This window comes from Tuberibacillus sp. Marseille-P3662, from assembly GCF_900178005.1.
Taxonomy (GTDB): Bacteria; Bacillota; Bacilli; order Bacillales; family Sporolactobacillaceae; genus Marseille-P3662.
The window spans coordinates 126,565-143,219 of record NZ_FXBS01000006.1; the positions used below are offsets into that span (position 1 = coordinate 126,565).

The 16,655-nt window shown below is 40.0% G+C and carries 15 protein-coding genes; 8 read left to right on the top strand and 7 right to left on the bottom strand.

The features are described from left to right. Positions 1-47 precede the first annotated feature (47 nt). Positions 48-788, bottom strand: a complete 741-nt coding sequence (locus B9Y89_RS09190) for an SDR family oxidoreductase (RefSeq protein ID WP_085522941.1) — start codon at positions 786-788, stop codon at positions 48-50. Positions 789-978: 190 nt separating this feature from the next. On the opposite strand from B9Y89_RS09190, the gene B9Y89_RS09195 reads away from it, so the two are divergent. After that, positions 979-2,052 carry a branched-chain amino acid aminotransferase gene (locus B9Y89_RS09195; RefSeq protein ID WP_085522942.1) on the top strand — a complete coding sequence of 358 codons (1,074 nt, stop codon included), beginning with the start codon at positions 979-981 and terminating at the stop codon, positions 2,050-2,052. A gap of 70 nt (positions 2,053-2,122) precedes the next feature. On the opposite strand, the gene B9Y89_RS09200 is transcribed toward B9Y89_RS09195, so the two are convergent. Then, positions 2,123-3,292, bottom strand: a complete 1,170-nt coding sequence (locus B9Y89_RS09200) for an ROK family transcriptional regulator (protein ID WP_176222169.1) — start codon at positions 3,290-3,292, stop codon at positions 2,123-2,125. Between the two features lie 193 nt (positions 3,293-3,485). On the opposite strand from B9Y89_RS09200, the gene uxaC reads away from it, so the two are divergent. From uxaC to B9Y89_RS09220, 4 genes are all read left to right on the top strand, one after another. Next, a complete protein-coding gene (gene uxaC / locus B9Y89_RS09205; RefSeq protein ID WP_085522944.1) occupies positions 3,486-4,883 on the top strand; it encodes a glucuronate isomerase in 1,398 nt (465 codons plus the stop codon). 18 nt (positions 4,884-4,901) lie between these two features. After that, positions 4,902-5,945, top strand: coding sequence for a mannonate dehydratase (gene uxuA, locus B9Y89_RS09210; RefSeq protein WP_085522945.1), 1,044 nt, complete (start codon positions 4,902-4,904; stop codon positions 5,943-5,945). A gap of 3 nt (positions 5,946-5,948) precedes the next feature. Continuing rightward, positions 5,949-6,800, top strand: a complete 852-nt coding sequence (locus B9Y89_RS09215) for an SDR family oxidoreductase (protein WP_085524686.1) — start codon at positions 5,949-5,951, stop codon at positions 6,798-6,800. A gap of 267 nt (positions 6,801-7,067) precedes the next feature. Next, positions 7,068-8,405: a gluconate:H+ symporter gene (locus B9Y89_RS09220; RefSeq protein WP_085522946.1), complete on the top strand. Its 1,338-nt coding sequence runs from the start codon at positions 7,068-7,070 to the stop codon at positions 8,403-8,405. 440 nt (positions 8,406-8,845) lie between these two features. Here B9Y89_RS09220 and B9Y89_RS09225 read toward each other — a convergent pair whose 3' ends face one another. Next, the gene (locus B9Y89_RS09225; protein ID WP_085522947.1) at positions 8,846-10,369 is read right to left on the bottom strand and encodes a LuxR C-terminal-related transcriptional regulator; all 1,524 of its coding nucleotides are present in this window, start codon (positions 10,367-10,369) and stop codon (positions 8,846-8,848) included. Positions 10,370-10,666: 297 nt separating this feature from the next. Here B9Y89_RS09225 and B9Y89_RS09230 point away from each other — a divergent pair, with 297 nt between their 5' ends. The 3 genes from B9Y89_RS09230 to B9Y89_RS09240 are packed head-to-tail and all read left to right on the top strand — an operon-like array spanning position 10,667 to position 13,106. Next, positions 10,667-11,257 carry a DUF6230 family protein gene (locus B9Y89_RS09230; protein ID WP_085522948.1) on the top strand — a complete coding sequence of 197 codons (591 nt, stop codon included), beginning with the start codon at positions 10,667-10,669 and terminating at the stop codon, positions 11,255-11,257. Positions 11,258-11,269: 12 nt separating this feature from the next. Beyond that, a complete protein-coding gene (locus B9Y89_RS09235) occupies positions 11,270-11,752 on the top strand; it encodes a DUF6114 domain-containing protein (protein ID WP_176222170.1) in 483 nt (160 codons plus the stop codon). A gap of 37 nt (positions 11,753-11,789) precedes the next feature. Next, complete coding sequence (locus B9Y89_RS09240) at positions 11,790-13,106, top strand: coiled-coil domain-containing protein (protein ID WP_085522949.1); 1,317 nt, start codon at positions 11,790-11,792, stop codon at positions 13,104-13,106. A gap of 84 nt (positions 13,107-13,190) precedes the next feature. Here B9Y89_RS09240 and B9Y89_RS09245 read toward each other — a convergent pair whose 3' ends face one another. The 4 genes from B9Y89_RS09245 to B9Y89_RS09260 all read right to left on the bottom strand — a co-directional run bounded on the left by B9Y89_RS09245 (position 13,191) and on the right by B9Y89_RS09260 (position 16,649). Next, positions 13,191-13,559 (bottom strand): YidH family protein, encoded by a 369-nt coding sequence (locus B9Y89_RS09245; RefSeq protein WP_085522950.1) that lies wholly within the window; start codon positions 13,557-13,559, stop codon positions 13,191-13,193. Positions 13,560-13,699: 140 nt separating this feature from the next. Next, on the bottom strand, positions 13,700-15,178 hold the full coding sequence (betB, locus tag B9Y89_RS09250) for a betaine-aldehyde dehydrogenase (RefSeq protein WP_085522951.1): 1,479 nt from the start codon (positions 15,176-15,178) through the stop codon (positions 13,700-13,702). Positions 15,179-15,268: 90 nt separating this feature from the next. Then, positions 15,269-16,264 (bottom strand): NAD(P)/FAD-dependent oxidoreductase, encoded by a 996-nt coding sequence (locus B9Y89_RS09255; RefSeq protein ID WP_085522952.1) that lies wholly within the window; start codon positions 16,262-16,264, stop codon positions 15,269-15,271. Positions 16,265-16,292: 28 nt separating this feature from the next. Then, a complete protein-coding gene (locus B9Y89_RS09260; RefSeq protein ID WP_085522953.1) occupies positions 16,293-16,649 on the bottom strand; it encodes a Rieske (2Fe-2S) protein in 357 nt (118 codons plus the stop codon). Positions 16,650-16,655: the final 6 nt, after the last annotated feature.

Genomic DNA, 16,655 nt, shown 5'->3' on the forward strand with positions numbered 1-16,655 from the left:
TTGTTCGGCTTCCTGAGGAATCCTGTTTTAGATTTGTCCCTATTTTACTAGCCTTGGTGGTTCGGTCTGACAATAATTTCGTTAACATCAACATATTCAGGTTGGTTAACAGCATAAAATACGGCTTCAGCAATGTCTTTACTTTGGAGCGGCGTGATGTCGCCGCCTTTTTTCATCCCAGCTAACGCTTCTTCATCTGTGATGGTGTCGGTTAATTCGGTAGCAACGATACCTGGTGAAATGGATGTCGTCCGAACATTGCTGTTCGCTACTTCTTTACCCAATCCTTCCATAATCACTCTAGCAGCAAATTTTGTACCGCAATACACTGCCCCTGTTGGCATGACTTCATGTCCAGCTACAGAGGAAGTGGTTAGAATATGGCCTTCATTTCGCTCAAGCATGTGCGGCAGAACAGCAGCAATACCATACAGGACGCCTTTCACGTTAACATCGACCATTCTTTCCCATTCATCGACTTTTGTGTTTTTCATAAAGCTTAATGGCATAAGGCCGGCGTTATTAAACAATACATCGACTTGACCGAATTCATTAATCGCATACTGAATCAAGTTCTGCACGTCTTCTTGGGATGTCACATCCGTTGGTTTAATTGTAACTCTGCCTTCATGACTGTCCAATCGGTTTTGAATCTCTTCCAGCCTGTCTTGCCTTCTAGCAGCTAGGACGACATTGGCTCCTTCTTGGACAAATCGTTCCGCAGTTGCCTCACCGATACCGCTACTTGCCCCAGTAATGACAATCGTTTTGCCATTCCAATTTGACATACGTATTCACCTCTTCTATTACTTAAGCATCATAAGTAGATTTACCCTTTTTAGTTTTATTTAAACATACCTGTCGTGGGGTCAGACCCCCTATTGTTGGACTTTCACTTATAATAAGATTATGATTTATTTAAAATAATATAGAACAGCCCAAATAACGCAATATTTTATGAAGTAAGGAGCACTAAAGATGAGAGACAACGAACTTGAAATCGTCCAAAGCACGAACAAGAAACCCAAGCCACAAACAGATCAGCTTGCATTTGGGAAAACATTTACTGACCATATGTTTGTTATGGATTACGCAGCTGATAAAGGTTGGCATCATCCGCGGATCGTGCCATATGAACCTATAACATTAGATCCCGCCTCAATGATTTTTCATTATGGTCAAACTGTGTTTGAAGGTTTAAAAGCCTATCGATCAAAAGATAACCGCATTTTATTATTTAGACCTGATAAGAATTTGCAAAGATTAAATCTTTCGAGCGATCGACTTAGTATGCCAACAATCGATGAAACCCTCGTTATGAATGGTCTGAAGCGCTTGATCCACCTTGAACAAGATTGGGTGCCATCATCAGAAGGGACTTCTCTTTACATACGTCCATTTATCATTGGAACTGAAGCGAGTCTTGCTGTAGCGCCTTCACAATCTTATAAATTGATGATCATCCTATCACCTGTCGGATCTTACTATTCGAAGGGCATTCGCCCCGTTAGTATTAGTGTAGAGAGCCAGTTCACCAGAGCTGTAAAAGGTGGCACGGGTACGGCGAAGACAGCGGGGAATTATTCGTCCGGTTACAAAGCCCATGCAAAAGCAAGTCATGAAGGCAATGATGAAGTTTTATGGCTTGATGGCGTTGAGAAAAAATATATAGAGGAAGTTGGCAGTATGAACATCTTCTTTAAAATCAACGGAGAAGTCGTCACCCCGGCATTAAATGGAAGTATTTTAGATGGTATTACTAGAAGGTCAATTATCGAATTACTGGAAGAATGGGACATACCCGTTGTAGAAAGAAGGATATCTATCGACGAATTGTATCAAGCCTACGATGAGTGTCGTTTAGAAGAAGCCTTTGGTACAGGTACGGCTGCTGTTATTTCTCCAATTGGGGAGTTGAATGGGTCAGAACGCAAAGTGATCATTAACGATGGACAAACAGGAGAGTTATCTAAAAAGTTGTATGACACTCTTACAGGCATTCAAACTGGAAGGTTAGAAGATTCTCATGGATGGACAGTAGAAGTGAAGTGAGGAATAAATACAGTCTGACCCCACTGCGTTAGTGCTTTAGCAGAGCGGGGGTCAGACCCCACTTAACCCTTTAATTAAAATAATTGTAATCCACATAGTCAACCATATTCACACCAAAAAAATTTTTAATGGCTAAGGCTGCCCCGCCAAGCGCACAGGCATTTTCACCAATTTGGGAAACTCTTATGTCCCTGTAATTATTAATTTTCGATTTTAATTTTTCACGAATGTTCGTTATAAAAGATGAATGGCCATTTATAATGGTTCCATTGATAATAATTGTTTCCGGATTGAAAATGTTAATGATGTTATTAAGTCCAATGGCTAAATAATTTAAGTATTCATCCAAAATTGCTTCAAATGCCTCTTCATTAACCAACTTTTCGGTATACTCTGGGAGTGTAAGTGTAGGGTATTTTTCTTCAAGTGTATTCATCAACGATGTCTCAGACGCGTATAGTTCCCAGCATCCCTTGTTCCCACATGAACATAATAGACCATTCGGTTCAACAATCATATGACCAATTTCGCCGGCAAATCCTTGAAAACCTCTATAAATTTTATTTTCGTTAATCATGCCAAGGCCTATTCCAGAGTATAGGGTAATACAGAATAAATCAGATATATGTTCATAATAGACTTGTTCTGCGTAGGCACTTAAATTGGCATTGTTATCAACGTAAACATTTGTCTTAAATGTATTCTCAAGTCGACTTTGAATATCTATATTGGACCATTGTTGTTTAGGTGTGAACACAATGTCACTTTTGTTATTAACGATACCGTGAATGCCAACACCTACACCCACAAGACCAATGGGTTGATACGCTTGGTTAAACTTTTCCATAAGTGATACCACATTCTCAATTAACAGGTTGATCACATGGTCAAAATTGTAATTTTCCACATCTAATCTCAGTTTATGAAACGGCTTTCCCTTTAGATTGATACAAATAAGGTTAAGAACATGTTCGTCTATATCAATACCAATACTGTAACCTGCTTCGCCATTAATTTCTAAAAGGATTGGCTTTCGGCCACGTGTTATAGATTCACCTGCACTTTTTTCAATGACGATATGATCATTAAGAAGATCACTAACTTGGGCAGAAACGGTCGCTTTGTTCAATCCTGTTATTCTGGAAAGCTCACTTCGAGATAATGAGATGTTTTTTATAATTTCTTCTATTAAAATTCTTCGATTGATTTGTTTGATATAAGTTGCATCACCAGTATCCAATATGTCCCCTCCTACGAATGCTATGTATTCTCATATTACCATGATTAAAAAGGTGCAGCTACATGGCTTTATATATAATTAAATGAAGGGTCCTTGAAATTTAAAGCGTTTCCATACTATAATAATTTTAATGATTTGTTTGGTAAACAAATTAAAAATCGGACACTACAGCTTCAAAGGAGTGTGAATAACATTGCGAACCTTTATTTCAGACGATTTTTTATTATATAACAAGACTGCGAGGGATCTTTACCATAATGTTGCGAAGGATCTACCCATCATTGACTACCATAATCATTTAAGCCCTGAAGAGATTTTACAAGATAAGAATTATACGAGCTTGGCGGAGATTTGGTTAGCCGGTGATCATTATAAGTGGAGAGCCATGAGAGCGAATGGGATCAGTGAACCTTTTGTAACAGGTGAAAAAAGTGCTTACGAAAAGTTTCTAGCTTGGGCGAAAACGGTTCCCAAAACAATCGGAAACCCACTTTATCACTGGACCCATTTAGAATTGGTGAGGTATTTTGAAATTGACCAACTGTTAGATGAACATACGGCACCATCGATTTGGGATAAGGCTAACGAGAAACTACTGGCTCCGGAGATGTCGGCTAAGTCTTTATTACAAAAAGAAAAAGTTAAATTTGTTGGAACAACAGATGATCCAACAGATGATTTGGCTTCGCATGCTCAGTTGGCCAAAGAGGGCTTTAGTTGTAAGGTATCACCATCTTTTCGACCCGATAAAGGGCTGAATATAGAAAAAGATGAGTTCCTACCATGGATTAAGCAATTAGAGCAAGCGACAGATTCATCCATTGATCAATATGATGATTTGTTGAGTGGATTAGAAAAACGAGTCGATTATTTTGCTGCACACGACTGTAAAAGCTCTGATCACGGTATCAGCGTTATGTTCTATGAAGCAGCCACAAAAGATGAAGTTTCAGCGATTTTTCATAAGAGATTACTAGGCCAAGAACTTAATAAAAAAGAAACCGATCAATTTAAAACCTATACACTGTTAGCATTGGCTGAAATGTATGCTGAAAAAGGCTGGGTCATGCAATTCCACTTGGGTGCGAAGCGAAATAATCATACGCGAATGTTTAAACACCTTGGTCCTGATAGTGGTTTTGATTCAATTGGTGATCGATTGTTGGCTGATCCATTAGCTAATTTCCTAGACGCCTTAGAGCAAAAATCCAAACTGCCAAAAACGATTTTATATAGCGTCAATCCTCGTGATAATTATATTCTTGCAGCTATGGCAGGCAATTATCAAAACAATGAGGTACCAGGAAAAATTCAATTGGGGACAGCTTGGTGGTTCAATGACAATATTGATGGTATGGAAGATCAAATGAAGACATTAGCGAACGTCGGTTTAATCCGTCATTTTGTTGGTATGTTAACCGACTCCAGAAGCTTTTTATCCTTATCACGCCATGAGTATTTCAGAAGAATTTTGTGTAACCTGCTGGGCTCCTGGGTTGAAGAAGGAAAGGCACCAAAAGATATGATCCTATTGGGAACATATGTAAAGGATATTTGTTATTACAATGCAAAGCGTTATTTTAACTTGTAACGTGGGGGGGATGACAAAATGGAAATGAGTTTTCGGTGGTATGGTAAGGATGATCCGGTCACACTTGATAAAATCCAACAAATTCCAGGTATGTTAGGGATCGTTTCAGCCATTTATGATATTCCAGTCGGAGATGTTTGGCCATTTGAGAAAATTGTGGAACTTAGGCAATCCATTGAAAATCACGGCCTGAAGCTGAACGTGATTGAAAGTGTGCCTGTTCATGAAGATATCAAAATGGGATTAGATTCACGAGATCAATGGATTGAAAATTATAAAGAAACGTTACGAAATCTTTCGAAAGCAGGCATTAAAACGGTTTGTTATAATTTCATGCCGGTGTTTGATTGGACCCGATCACAGTTAGATGCACCGCTCGCGGATGGTTCGCATTCATTGTTATACGAAGATGAAAAAATCAAAGGCCTTAATCCTCTTAGTGGTGAGTTAGCATTACCGGGTTGGGATTTATCCTATCAAAAAGATGATTTAAGGAAAATTATAGATCGGTACCAAATAATTTCAGAACAACAATTAATGGACAATCTCATTTATTTTCTAGAAGAAGTTGTCCCTGTCGCAGAGGAAGAAGATATCATGCTCGCGATCCATCCCGATGATCCGCCGTGGCCTATTTTTGGACTACCACGCGTCATAACCAATAAAACCAATGTTGAATATATGCTCAATGCCGTCGACAGTCCGAATAATGGTATCACATTTTGTACGGGTTCCTATGGGGCTAATCCAGACAATGATTTACTTGACATCATAGAAGCTGCCAAAGGGCGCATTCATTTCGTTCATGCTCGTAATGTCAAGTGGACGGGTGATTTATCGTTTCAAGAAACCGCTCATTTATCAAGAGATGGTTCGCTAGATATAGTCGATGTGCTTCAGAAGTTAAATGAAGTCGGTTTTACTGGCCCGATACGACCTGATCATGGAAGAATGATTTGGGGTGAAGAAGGTCGACCAGGTTATGGATTATATGATCGTGCCCTTGGTGCAACCTATTTAAATGGCATCATTGAAACGCTAGATAAAGCAGAGGAGGCATAAATGATGGAACTACCCTTTGATATTAATCTTGAAAATAGGGTTGCCGTTGTGACAGGAGGCAGCGGTGTCCTAGGTTCTGTATTATGTGAATCATTAGCGCAAGCGGGGGCGCAAGTGATCATTTTGGCAAGAAATAAGGGGAAGATTGATCGCGTTGTCGAACGGATCAAACAAAATGGAGGTAAGGCGTACGGTTATAGCGTCGATGTCCTCAATAAAGAGGATTTAGAAACGGTGCATCAAGATGTTCTGTCGAAAGTGGGTCCGTGTAGTCTATTAATTAACGGTGCCGGTGGGAATAGCTCTAAGGCAACGACAGATGGTGAGCGACTCAGTTTAGATGATTTAACGGATCAAAATCAACAAACGTTTTTTGATTTAGATCCGAACGCCGTCGAAGGTTTGTTTAATTTGAACTTTTTAGGGGCGCTAATACCTACACAAGTCTTTACAAAGGATATGGTAGACCAAGAGCAGGCAACTGTGATTAATATTTCATCCATGAATGCATTTCGTCCACTAACAAAAATTCCTGCTTACAGTGGAGCTAAAGCAGCGATTAGCAATTTCACTCAATGGTTAGCTGTCTATTTTTCTAAAGTGGGCATCCGTGTAAATGCGATGGCACCGGGTTTTTTCCTGACTGATCAAAACAGAGATTTAATGTTTACAGAAGATAGAGAACTTAGTGATCGTGCTAATAAAATTTTATCACAGACGCCAGTCGAACGGTTTGGAAAACCCGAAGATTTAGTTGGTACATTGCTTTGGCTAGTGGATCATCGGTCGTCAGGCTTTGTGAATGGCATTGTTGTGCCAATTGATGGTGGATTTTCCGCTTATTCGGGCGTTTAAAAGGATAGCATCAAGCGTATAAGCCTATACGGTTTTAAATAATTTACCCAGATGTATAACGAGAATGAAATGTTCAGAGCAACTGAGTATGGTGCATCTGCTGTTAAACTATTCAAAATTAATTTAGGCGAAAAGTAGGAAAGTGAGGGCCCACAGAATATATCATTGTTTGTTATTTAGGTTGAGAAGGCTTACATAAGATACAAGAAGATGTGAACAATCGGAAACCAAAAAACGAAACTATAATTGTATCAGGAGGAAGCTAACATGGATGGGATTAAACAATATTGGCCGGTTATAACGGTTGTTCTAGGTGTCGCATTATTGCTATTTTTGAACATGAAATTGAAGCTTAATGCCTTTATTGCTCTATTACTTGCAGCAATATTTGTAGGTGTACTAAATGGTATGCAATTAACAGTATTGGTAAAGTCTATCGAAGAAGGCTTTGGCAGTACACTTGGAAGTTTAGCGCTTATAATTGCTCTTGGTGCTATACTTGGTAAATTAATGGTTGACTCAGGTGCCGCTCAGCGTATTGCGACGACTTTATTGAATAAGTTTGGTGAAAGAAATGTTGAATGGGCTATTTTAATTATTGGTGCTGTCTTCGGGATATCTGTCTTTTATGAAGTAGCTTTTATCATTTTGGCTCCACTTGTGATTAGTATCGCTATTGAAGCGAAAATCCCATATTTGCGTGTAGGAATTACAATGGTTGCGGCGGCAACAATGGCACACAGTTTATTCCCGCCACAACCAGGTCCAACAGCACTTGTTGAATCGTATAGTGCGGATATGGGTCAAGTATATATTTTAGGGATGTTTGTGTTTGTCCCTTCTGTTATTTGCGCCGGTATTATTTTACCAAGACTATTACCTAATTTAGAACGTCCTATACCACCACTATTAAAAAAACCAAAAGAATTTACGGATAATGAAATGCCGGGGTTTGCAATTAGTTTAATTGTTCCACTAATTCCCGCAATTATTATTACCAGTGCAACGATTATTAATCTATTCATTGAGGAAAATACTATTTTATACCAAGTTGTGAATTTCTTCGGAAGTGCTATAATTAGCTTGCTACTTTCTGTGCTAATTGCCATATATGCATTTGGGCTTCGGGTAGGTCATAAGATGCCGGAGATTATGGAATCAGTTTCAAATGGTATCAAAGCAATTGCTATGATTATCTTAATTGTCGGTGCTGGGGGAGTGTTCAAGCAAATCATCATTGACACAGGCATTGGTGATTTCATTGCAGCATTGATGCACAATACAAGTATTTCACCATTAATAATGGCTTGGTTTATAACCGCTTTAATACGCATTGCCACCGGCCAAGGTACTGTTTCCGCAATAACAGCAGCTGCTATCGTTGGTCCACTTGTAGATACCTTCGATGTGAACCCTGCATTAATGGTGTTAGCCACGGCCGCTGGTAGTAATACTATTACCCACGTCAACGATGCCTCTTTCTGGTTATTCAAAGAGTACTTTAACATATCCATTAAGGACACATTCAAAACATGGGGGCTTCTTTTGTTCACGAACTCGATAGTTGGTCTTGGCGTTGTATTGCTGCTTAGTTTATTTATGTAGTGAATGACTGATTAAAACAGTTACTAGATGAAAGGGTTGTTGAAAACGCTGTCTTAAAAGACTTTGTAAAAAACTTACTTACTGAAAGAATTGAAGTAGCTGATAAATGGATCACGAAGGGTTACACCGTTCACGCGTACGTCGCATTGGAAGAAATACAAGCATCAATTTCAGAAATGAAAGAACAGGCAAAAGAAGATGACGAATTCTTACAATACAAGTAGAATAGGGTGCAGAAGTGTATATGGAGATGAATGTTTAATAAATTACCTTTAAATTAACTTGTCCGGCACTTATTTTGGTGCCGGATTTTAATGGTGCTTTTCGGGTATTGGCCTATGAGCTGTTTTACCGTATATCGTGATTTGTGGCATAAGGCACCTTTATGGGCAATAATGATTTTATTTTGTATCTGTTCAATTTCGATTGAATACTATATATCAAATCAAGCGATTTCTAATCGCTTTTGCAACGGCTTCTGTCCGATTTTTGGCATTCATTTTATTAATAATGTCTGATATATAATCACGGACAGTATATTCGCTTAAATTGAGCTCGGCAGCGGCGCCACTTGTTGATGCACCATCAGCCATGAGTTTTAATATGTCGATATCTCTTGGTGACAAGGAGGGACTTTTGGCAGGTTGCAGGATGTCTGTACGATGGAATTTTTCCAAAAGTTCTCCAGCACTTTGACCGAATTTGGTCAGGGCTGTCAGCGTATCATGTGAAACTTTAAAATGTTTGTCAGGACCTTGATCCAAAATGGCTGCTCCAATGAGTTTGCTTGCTGATGGTACATAGATTGGTGCAACAATGACAGAACCTAATTGAAACTGTTCGACATATTCCTCTGGAAAACCATGTGCTCCTTCAAAAGTGTACAATGGTTGTAAACTTTTCAGGTTTTCTTCAAGGGGTTCAAGTCGATTCAAACCTCTCTGGATGATCGGAATATTTTCAATATCTTCTTTAATATTTTGTATAGCTTCCGAATTAAAATGATGACCGTATAATCCAAAACCGCTATGCTCGGTATTCGAATAAGAAAAGAGGGCACAACGCTCAAACGGTAAATAATGTACGAAGCCGGAGGTAATGTTCTGAATGGCTTCATTAAAATTTTCGGAACGCATCACCCATTCATTAAATAGGATGACAGCATCTTTCCATTGTTGCTGTTGTTCGAAAAATGCCACAGCATTTTGACCCACGTGAAGATAATGAAGTGAGAAGGTAATCATTGGGAGCAAATATTTAGAATGAGCTTCATTGGTGCAAAAAAACCATATTTCTTCTTCCCATGGTAAGGACAACATCTCCTTATTTTTGCGGTCATAGGGAGGGATCTGCTGAAACAGTCTTTCCGATAATTGAAAAAGGGTCGTTGATGTCATACCCTCAAGTACGTCTGATGGATCTTCAGATTCGCCCCCAATAACCTTTTTAACTGAAAAACCATAATTTGTATTTTTCACTCTAGCTATCCACTCGACCGGTAGTTGCCCGGAAGCAACAAGGTTCCTTAAGAATGCATTAACATTGAGTTGTTCACTAACAGGCCCTGTAAGCATTAATTCACTTAGTTGGGAAAATAAATATTGGATGGCTTGGTGATCCTGGTATGAATTGCTAATTTTGGACTTAATGGCTTTATGAGCAGCATTCTCTAATAAAGTTATGATAAAAATGGCATGTTTTGGAGGAATAGGTTGATTAAAATGGTTCCTTGCCGTTTTTATATCATGGAATAACGCTTCTACATTGTTATGTTCATAGGTGAATAAAGAGTGTGTAAAAAAGTGAATAGCCGTCTCTAATGCCTTAGCATGTTGTTCTTGACGTTGATGCAGGTGGTTTAATATCTGATCCCATTCTTGGCGAATCGTTGTTTTGCATTGCTTAACAAGCTGGAAGCCACGATCGAGCGCCTCTTTCATGTTATGTTGTAACGAAACGTTCATCCGCTTTCATCTCCCTACTACAATGAGACGATCTAATCGTGTCTACATTATACAAGATCAAACATTGTATGGATTCCTACAAAAGTCGCCATTTTCAGAATAGATTAATAAATAAACCGACAATGATCGGGGTTGAATGTACTATAAAAACATCATAAGATAGTAACAACAGTTGAAAGCGGTTTCTTATTCTCCGTAACAGCTACTATGACTATATAAATAATATTCGCAATTATAAATTAATTTATGAGGAGAGTCCGCTTCACATACTTTAATATCCATCAAAGAGGTGAAAAAATGAAATCTGATAAGATGGTTGGACGGACGGTGAAAAAGAAGTTTTTAGTGGCACTGTTGAGTGGATTCCTGATGCTAGGAGGACTTGTTGGTGCATTCGGTGCAACAGGAACAGCGTTAGCCATGCCGCTTGGGGGAATGGGAGATTTTTATGTCCAGTTTGACAAACTTGAGGGCAAGGGATTCAAATTCTTTCCTAAGGTTGGTGAAACGGGCGAATCAGATGCGGCTCCGATGGTTCGGAATAAAATTAATCAAGCAACAATCAATGGGCTTCATATTTATAAAGACGTCAAGCTTCCAGGAGGCAAATGGATCCGAGTCAATATCACGGCTTCTAAGCCTGTTAAAATTAATGGTTTAATCCAAGATGCCCGTTTTATCGACGCTAACTTAAAGTTTAACGATTTGGCCATTAAGGAGCAAAACACAAATGATTATAAGAAGAATTGGACTCAGGATGCCAACCAAGTGACCATTACCGATGCCAAAATTGTCACCGATTATTTATTCCAGAGTATGGTAAACCTCCAAGGTGCAAAGATTTACATTGAAGATATCAAAGGCCCTGATAAAACATCCAGTAAGTAAGGAGGATGAATCATGAGAAATAAGGAAGTCAAAGCAAAACAAGCGCAGCATAAACTACAAAAGAAACAAGCGGCCCTGGCCGATGCGGGACCATTCAAATTATGGCGTAATGACCGACCTTTTTGGGGGGCTACTATAACGATTCTTGCTGCATTATTGATTTTATATATACCATTACAATTGTACGCGATTGCCTTCATACCTGGAAGTTTTGCCTTTATCGGTCTTATGTTTGGCGGACTTATGCTCATACTAGGGGTGCTTGCTTTTTTTTACCCTCAATTTTCAACCGTTTTTGGTATTATGACCATTTTCCTTTCTGTACTCTCGATCATGGGAGCACTTGGTGGGTTTGTCATTGGAACCATTCTTGGTATTATTGGCGGTTCTTTTTGTATTGGGTGGCAGAAGGAGGCAGTTAAGGGTGATGAACCTGAGCAAGAAACATCCGATTACAGAAATGCCGGTGACATAAAGTCGGCCGATGTATCCTAAAGCATAGTGTTTTCATATCAAACTAAGGGGAAGAGATATGCTGAAAACAAAGAAGATTGATAGATATTTGGCGATTGGATTGTCTTTTTTCTTATTGACCGCAGTCCTTTATCTTCCTACTCCAAATCAGAATACAGTATCTGCTTCGGAACACAGCGGCGGATTTGTGATTGAAGCAGAAAAAGTGGAAGGTGCGATAAATATCGCTGCGATTTTAGCGGGAAATATTCAGCTTAAGAAAGGGACAATACATGGTCTGACGCTGACAAAAACGCTTAACACGTCTGAAGGCGAAATAGTGGTTAAAATCAAATCACCTGGACCCATCAAAGTCAAAAATATGAAAGCTAAGTTAATGGGGCTGCCGACATTTGGTGGATTGTATCTTCCCGAAAAACTAGGTTGGGTCGGCATGAAGGATGTCAAAATGAGAGTTAGCAAGCAGACAGCATCATTACTAACACTGCCGAAAGCTTCTGTAACGACCGCCTATGGTGAAGAATCGACGACCGGGGCAAAACCGCTGAAAAAAGAAGATCTGCAAGCTTTGACCAAAAAAATGAGAAAGATCGAAAAAGGCGAGAAACTTAAGGATCATCAAGACAAACAAAAAAACAAGCAAGATTCAAAAGAAGATAGAAAAGATGAAAAGGGGACTAAAGATAAAGAAGGTCAAGATACCGAAAATAAAAGCCAGGATAATGGACATCAAAATGATGGCGTATCATCCGATGATGATTCGTCTGGTAAAGCATCGTCTGGCAATGAAACTTCCGATGAATCGAAAAAAGATGGTGACGATCATTCGAATGCTGATGAAATGAGTCAGTTACGGCAAATACTTAGGCAGTTAGACAACCGGGTTCAGGATACATTGTCAGAGATCAGCCATCACAAGAAGCAGCTTAATGATGTATCAAATAAGGTAACAAAAGTGTTAGACGAAATTGAGGATGTCATGGATTCTGGATTCTTGCACCTAGGCAGCCTGCAAAGCCGATTGAAGAGCGCCTTAAATCAGTTAATTCCTTTAGAGAAAGATCTTGTCGACGTTGGTCATAAGATCTCTAATAAAAATGAACAACTCAATGCTGAACAAAGCCGTCTTAATAATGGTGCCGATAAGGTGTTACAAGAAAAAGTATCGTCCATTAAGAAACAGATTGAGCACGGCAAACAGCAGATAAAATTACTAAATAAACAGATTGAAAAGATAAGAGGTCAGATTCAATCAACAATGAATGATGTAAATAAGAAGCAAGGATTACTCGGTAGCCTTCTAGATGGCATTAGTGAGTCACTGTTACAGCCCGCTTTAGAGTTATTAAATGACATCCGCAAAACAACTGCTTAGAATCGAAACAATCGACTGTAAGTGGATCTTATGGTCGATTGTTGTTTTTGATTTAATCAGACTCTTAGCTTAATGATCGGTTTATTATAGCGTCAAAAAAGTAAAATAGACAATGGTAAAAATACCGATTATAACCATCATTAGGGATACGAGATATATAGGAATTTGAGAAGAATAAAAGCTTTGACTTTCAATTTGTTTTTTCTTTTTAATGTAACTTGATGTAGCGATCATGATCATGCAAATGCCAAATAAGCCTATAGAGATACCGATGAACATAGTCAAAACGTTGGCGAAGGGGTCATTTAAGTTATCAAAAAAATAATGTAATGTGAGTAAACCAATACCAATGATAGCAATGGCGGTACGGATCCAAGCTAAGTATGTCCGCTCGTTGGCAAGATGCTGCTGTGCATATGGAAGTTGGTTATTATCTTCTTTGATTTTTTCCATATTTGAAACTCACTCCCAACTAAAATGAGGGTCAATCGTTACAGATCCCCCAATAGTCTGCAGGGAGGATCTACATTTTAAAATCATTGGGGCATCTGCTTTAGGATTGATCATTTGTTATCATGCTTCATTGTATTGACTTATTTAAACCAGTGAATAGGTTCAGGTTGGGTGTTCTGATAAATATGCTTTACTTCTGTATATTCTTCTAATCCGGTTTTACCTAATTCACGCCCGATCCCAGATTGTTTGTAACCGCCCCATGGTGCTTGAGCGAAGTAAGGGTGAAAATCGTTGATCCACACAGTTCCCATGCGGCACCCCGAAGCGACTCGTTCCGCTTTTTTAAGGTCTGTGGTCCATACGGCACCTGCCAAACCATAGATGGAGTCATTGGCTAGATCAATAGCTTCTTTCTCAGAGTGGAAACGTTCCACAGTTAAAACCGGTCCAAAGACCTCTTCTTGAACAATTTGCATATCAGTGCGACATTCGGTAAAAATGGTAGGTTCATAAAAGAATCCATCTTGCAAATCAGGATGATCTGGACGTTGACCGCCTATCACTAATTTGGCACCTTCTTGCTTTCCAATCTCAACATATCTTTCAACCTTGGTTCGGTGTTCAGAAGAAATTAACGGTCCGGATTGCGTTTCTTCATGAAAACCATCACCCAATTTAATCCGTTTCACACGTTCAGTGAGTTGTTCAACAAACCAATCATGAATGCTGTCTTCCACCAAAAGACGGGCACCAGCCGAGCAAACCTGGCCGGCATGTAAAAACACGGCATTAAGGGCCTGATCGACAGCTGTTTCTAAGTCAGCATCGGCGAATACGATATTCGGATTTTTACCCCCAAGTTCTAAGGCAATGTTTTTGACATGATTAGCCGCTGATTTCATCAGCTTTTTACCGGTATCAATGCCGCCGGTAAACGATATAAGATCGACTTGAGGATGATCGGCTAAAGTTTGGCCGACACTTGCACCTGGACCTAACACAAGATTATAAACACCCTTTGGTGGACCCGCCTCTTCAATTAATTCAGTGACCTTGATGGTCGTAAGCGGTGTGATTTCACTTGGTTTGATGACAATCGTATTTCCAGCTGCCAAGGCTGGGGCGATTTTCCACGCTGCTTGCAATAATGGATAATTCCATGGTGTAATTTGCGCGCAGACGCCGACGGGTTCACGGATGACTTTGCTGGAGGCGTTAGCTATTGGTGAAGCAATGATTTCGCCACCTTCCTTATCAGCAAGCCCCGCATAATATTGGAATACACCGGCAATGGTGTCCATATCCTCGCGACTTTCAATTAATGTTTTTCCCGTATCTAACGTTTCAAGCCGTGCTAGTTCTTCTTTATCACGCTCAATGAAGGCAGCAATATTAAATAAAATCCGGCCACGCTCGTTCGCTGGTGTTGTTCGCCATTCCCCAGAATCAAAAGCTGTACGAGCCGCCTTTATCGCTGCTTCAGCATCAGACTCAATCCCTTCTGCGACCTCAGCGATGCTTGCTTGATTGTACGGGTTAATGATCGTTCGTGTCTTTTGGCTAGTGGATTCAACCCATTCACCATTAATGAACATGAGTCCTTGTTTCAAAGTCATTCACTCCTAACATATATGTGGGGAATTTTAATAGTGGGCATGCTTTGTGCAATGCCCAATTGCGTTCGTCTTTACCGTTGTCCTATCCATTTATCCGAAAAGGCTGGTGCTATGCATAGGCTGCGTTCTTGACTTCGGATCAATATATGTTTTGGCATGGCTAATGGCTGTAGGGGCTTCACCAAAGCCTGAAGCAATCAGCTTGACCTTACCTTTATGGGTCGTAATGTCACCCGCAGCGTAAATCCCTTTGATATTGGTCTCCATGCATTCATTGACGACAATCGATCGCTTATCCAGCTCCAATCCCCAATCCTTTATAGGACCAAGATTTGATTTAAAACCGTGACTGACAACAAGGGCGTCAGCGTCGATCGCTTCTTCCAGCGTCCCATTTTTGTCACCAATCATGATCTCTTTTATGTCACGGCTTTCACCGTTAATCTGTTTGACCATATAAGGGGTCTTTATTTTGACGGTTGATTCATGCAATTGCTTAATGCTTTGTTCATGGGCGCGGAAGGCTTCTCGTCTGTGAACCAAAGACACTTCTTTAGCCAATGGTTCAAGCGCTAACGCCCAGTCAATGGCTGAATCCCCACCTCCGGATATGACGACTTTTTTGTTCGCAAAGGTATAAATATCTTGAATGGCATAGAACAGGCTTGATTCTTCAAATTGTTCAGCGTTGTCAAGCTGTAGCCGCCGTGGTTCAAAAGCGCCGACGCCTCCAGTAATGATGACTGTTTTCGCATAGTAGACAGCTTGATTGGTTGTTACTTTAAACAATTGTTCATCAAGTTTTTCTACATCAGAAACCGCTGCGTTTAGCGTTATATAGGGATCAAAAGCCAATGCCTGCTCCTTCAGTCTCTCCACAAGATCTTTGGCTCTAATTTCCGGAAAACCAGCGACATCATAGATATTCTTTTCCGGGTATAAGGCGGCCAACTGTCCACCCAATTCGGGCAGGCTCTCAATCAGCCGGATATCCATGCCCCGCATGCCGCCGTAGAAAGCAGTAAACAACCCTGTAGTACCGCCGCCGATAATAATCGTGTCGTGTACGTGTTTTTCTGGTTGCACAAAATCACCTCATTCTATTTCTGACTAACTATTTATAAACAACGACATGTTCATCTTCAATGGTTACGTTGAAACTTGGTAGTTTGCGTTCTGGATTCGCTAACATGCGTCCTTCGTCTTTTATATTGAACTCACGTCCATGCCAGGGACAGCGAAGGATTTCACCTTCTTGGCAATAGCGGTATTCACCAGGGTTATCCGCTTGTGGTGCACCGCATATTTTACCCTTAGCTAATGGAGCACCTTGGTGGATACAGTTATTTGTGAACGCATAAAACTCACCGTCGAGCGTCCGGCAAACGACAATCGGGATTCTACCAAGTTCAGCTTCCTTCATGTCACCTGGTTTGATGTCATCTTGATGGCATATGACTTGTTGTTTCATGGTCTC

Bases quoted from the DNA above. Each gene is read 5' to 3' on its own strand.
- B9Y89_RS09220 (WP_085522946.1), top strand. From the start codon at position 7,068: ATGGATGGGATTAAACAATATTGGCCGGTTATAACGGTTGTTCTAGGT.
- B9Y89_RS09195 (WP_085522942.1), top strand. From the start codon at position 979: ATGAGAGACAACGAACTTGAAATCGTCCAAAGCACGAACAAGAAACCC.
- B9Y89_RS09260 (WP_085522953.1), bottom strand. From the start codon at position 16,649: ATGAAACAACAAGTCATATGCCATCAAGATGACATCAAACCAGGTGAC.
- uxuA (WP_085522945.1), top strand. From the start codon at position 4,902: ATGGAAATGAGTTTTCGGTGGTATGGTAAGGATGATCCGGTCACACTT.
- B9Y89_RS09230 (WP_085522948.1), top strand. From the start codon at position 10,667: ATGAAATCTGATAAGATGGTTGGACGGACGGTGAAAAAGAAGTTTTTA.
- B9Y89_RS09215 (WP_085524686.1), top strand. From the start codon at position 5,949: ATGGAACTACCCTTTGATATTAATCTTGAAAATAGGGTTGCCGTTGTG.
- B9Y89_RS09225 (WP_085522947.1), bottom strand. From the start codon at position 10,369: ATGAACGTTTCGTTACAACATAACATGAAAGAGGCGCTCGATCGTGGC.
- B9Y89_RS09240 (WP_085522949.1), top strand. From the start codon at position 11,790: ATGCTGAAAACAAAGAAGATTGATAGATATTTGGCGATTGGATTGTCT.
- betB (WP_085522951.1), bottom strand. From the start codon at position 15,178: ATGACTTTGAAACAAGGACTCATGTTCATTAATGGTGAATGGGTTGAA.
- B9Y89_RS09245 (WP_085522950.1), bottom strand. From the start codon at position 13,559: ATGGAAAAAATCAAAGAAGATAATAACCAACTTCCATATGCACAGCAG.
- B9Y89_RS09235 (WP_176222170.1), top strand. From the start codon at position 11,270: ATGAGAAATAAGGAAGTCAAAGCAAAACAAGCGCAGCATAAACTACAA.
- B9Y89_RS09190 (WP_085522941.1), bottom strand. From the start codon at position 788: ATGTCAAATTGGAATGGCAAAACGATTGTCATTACTGGGGCAAGTAGC.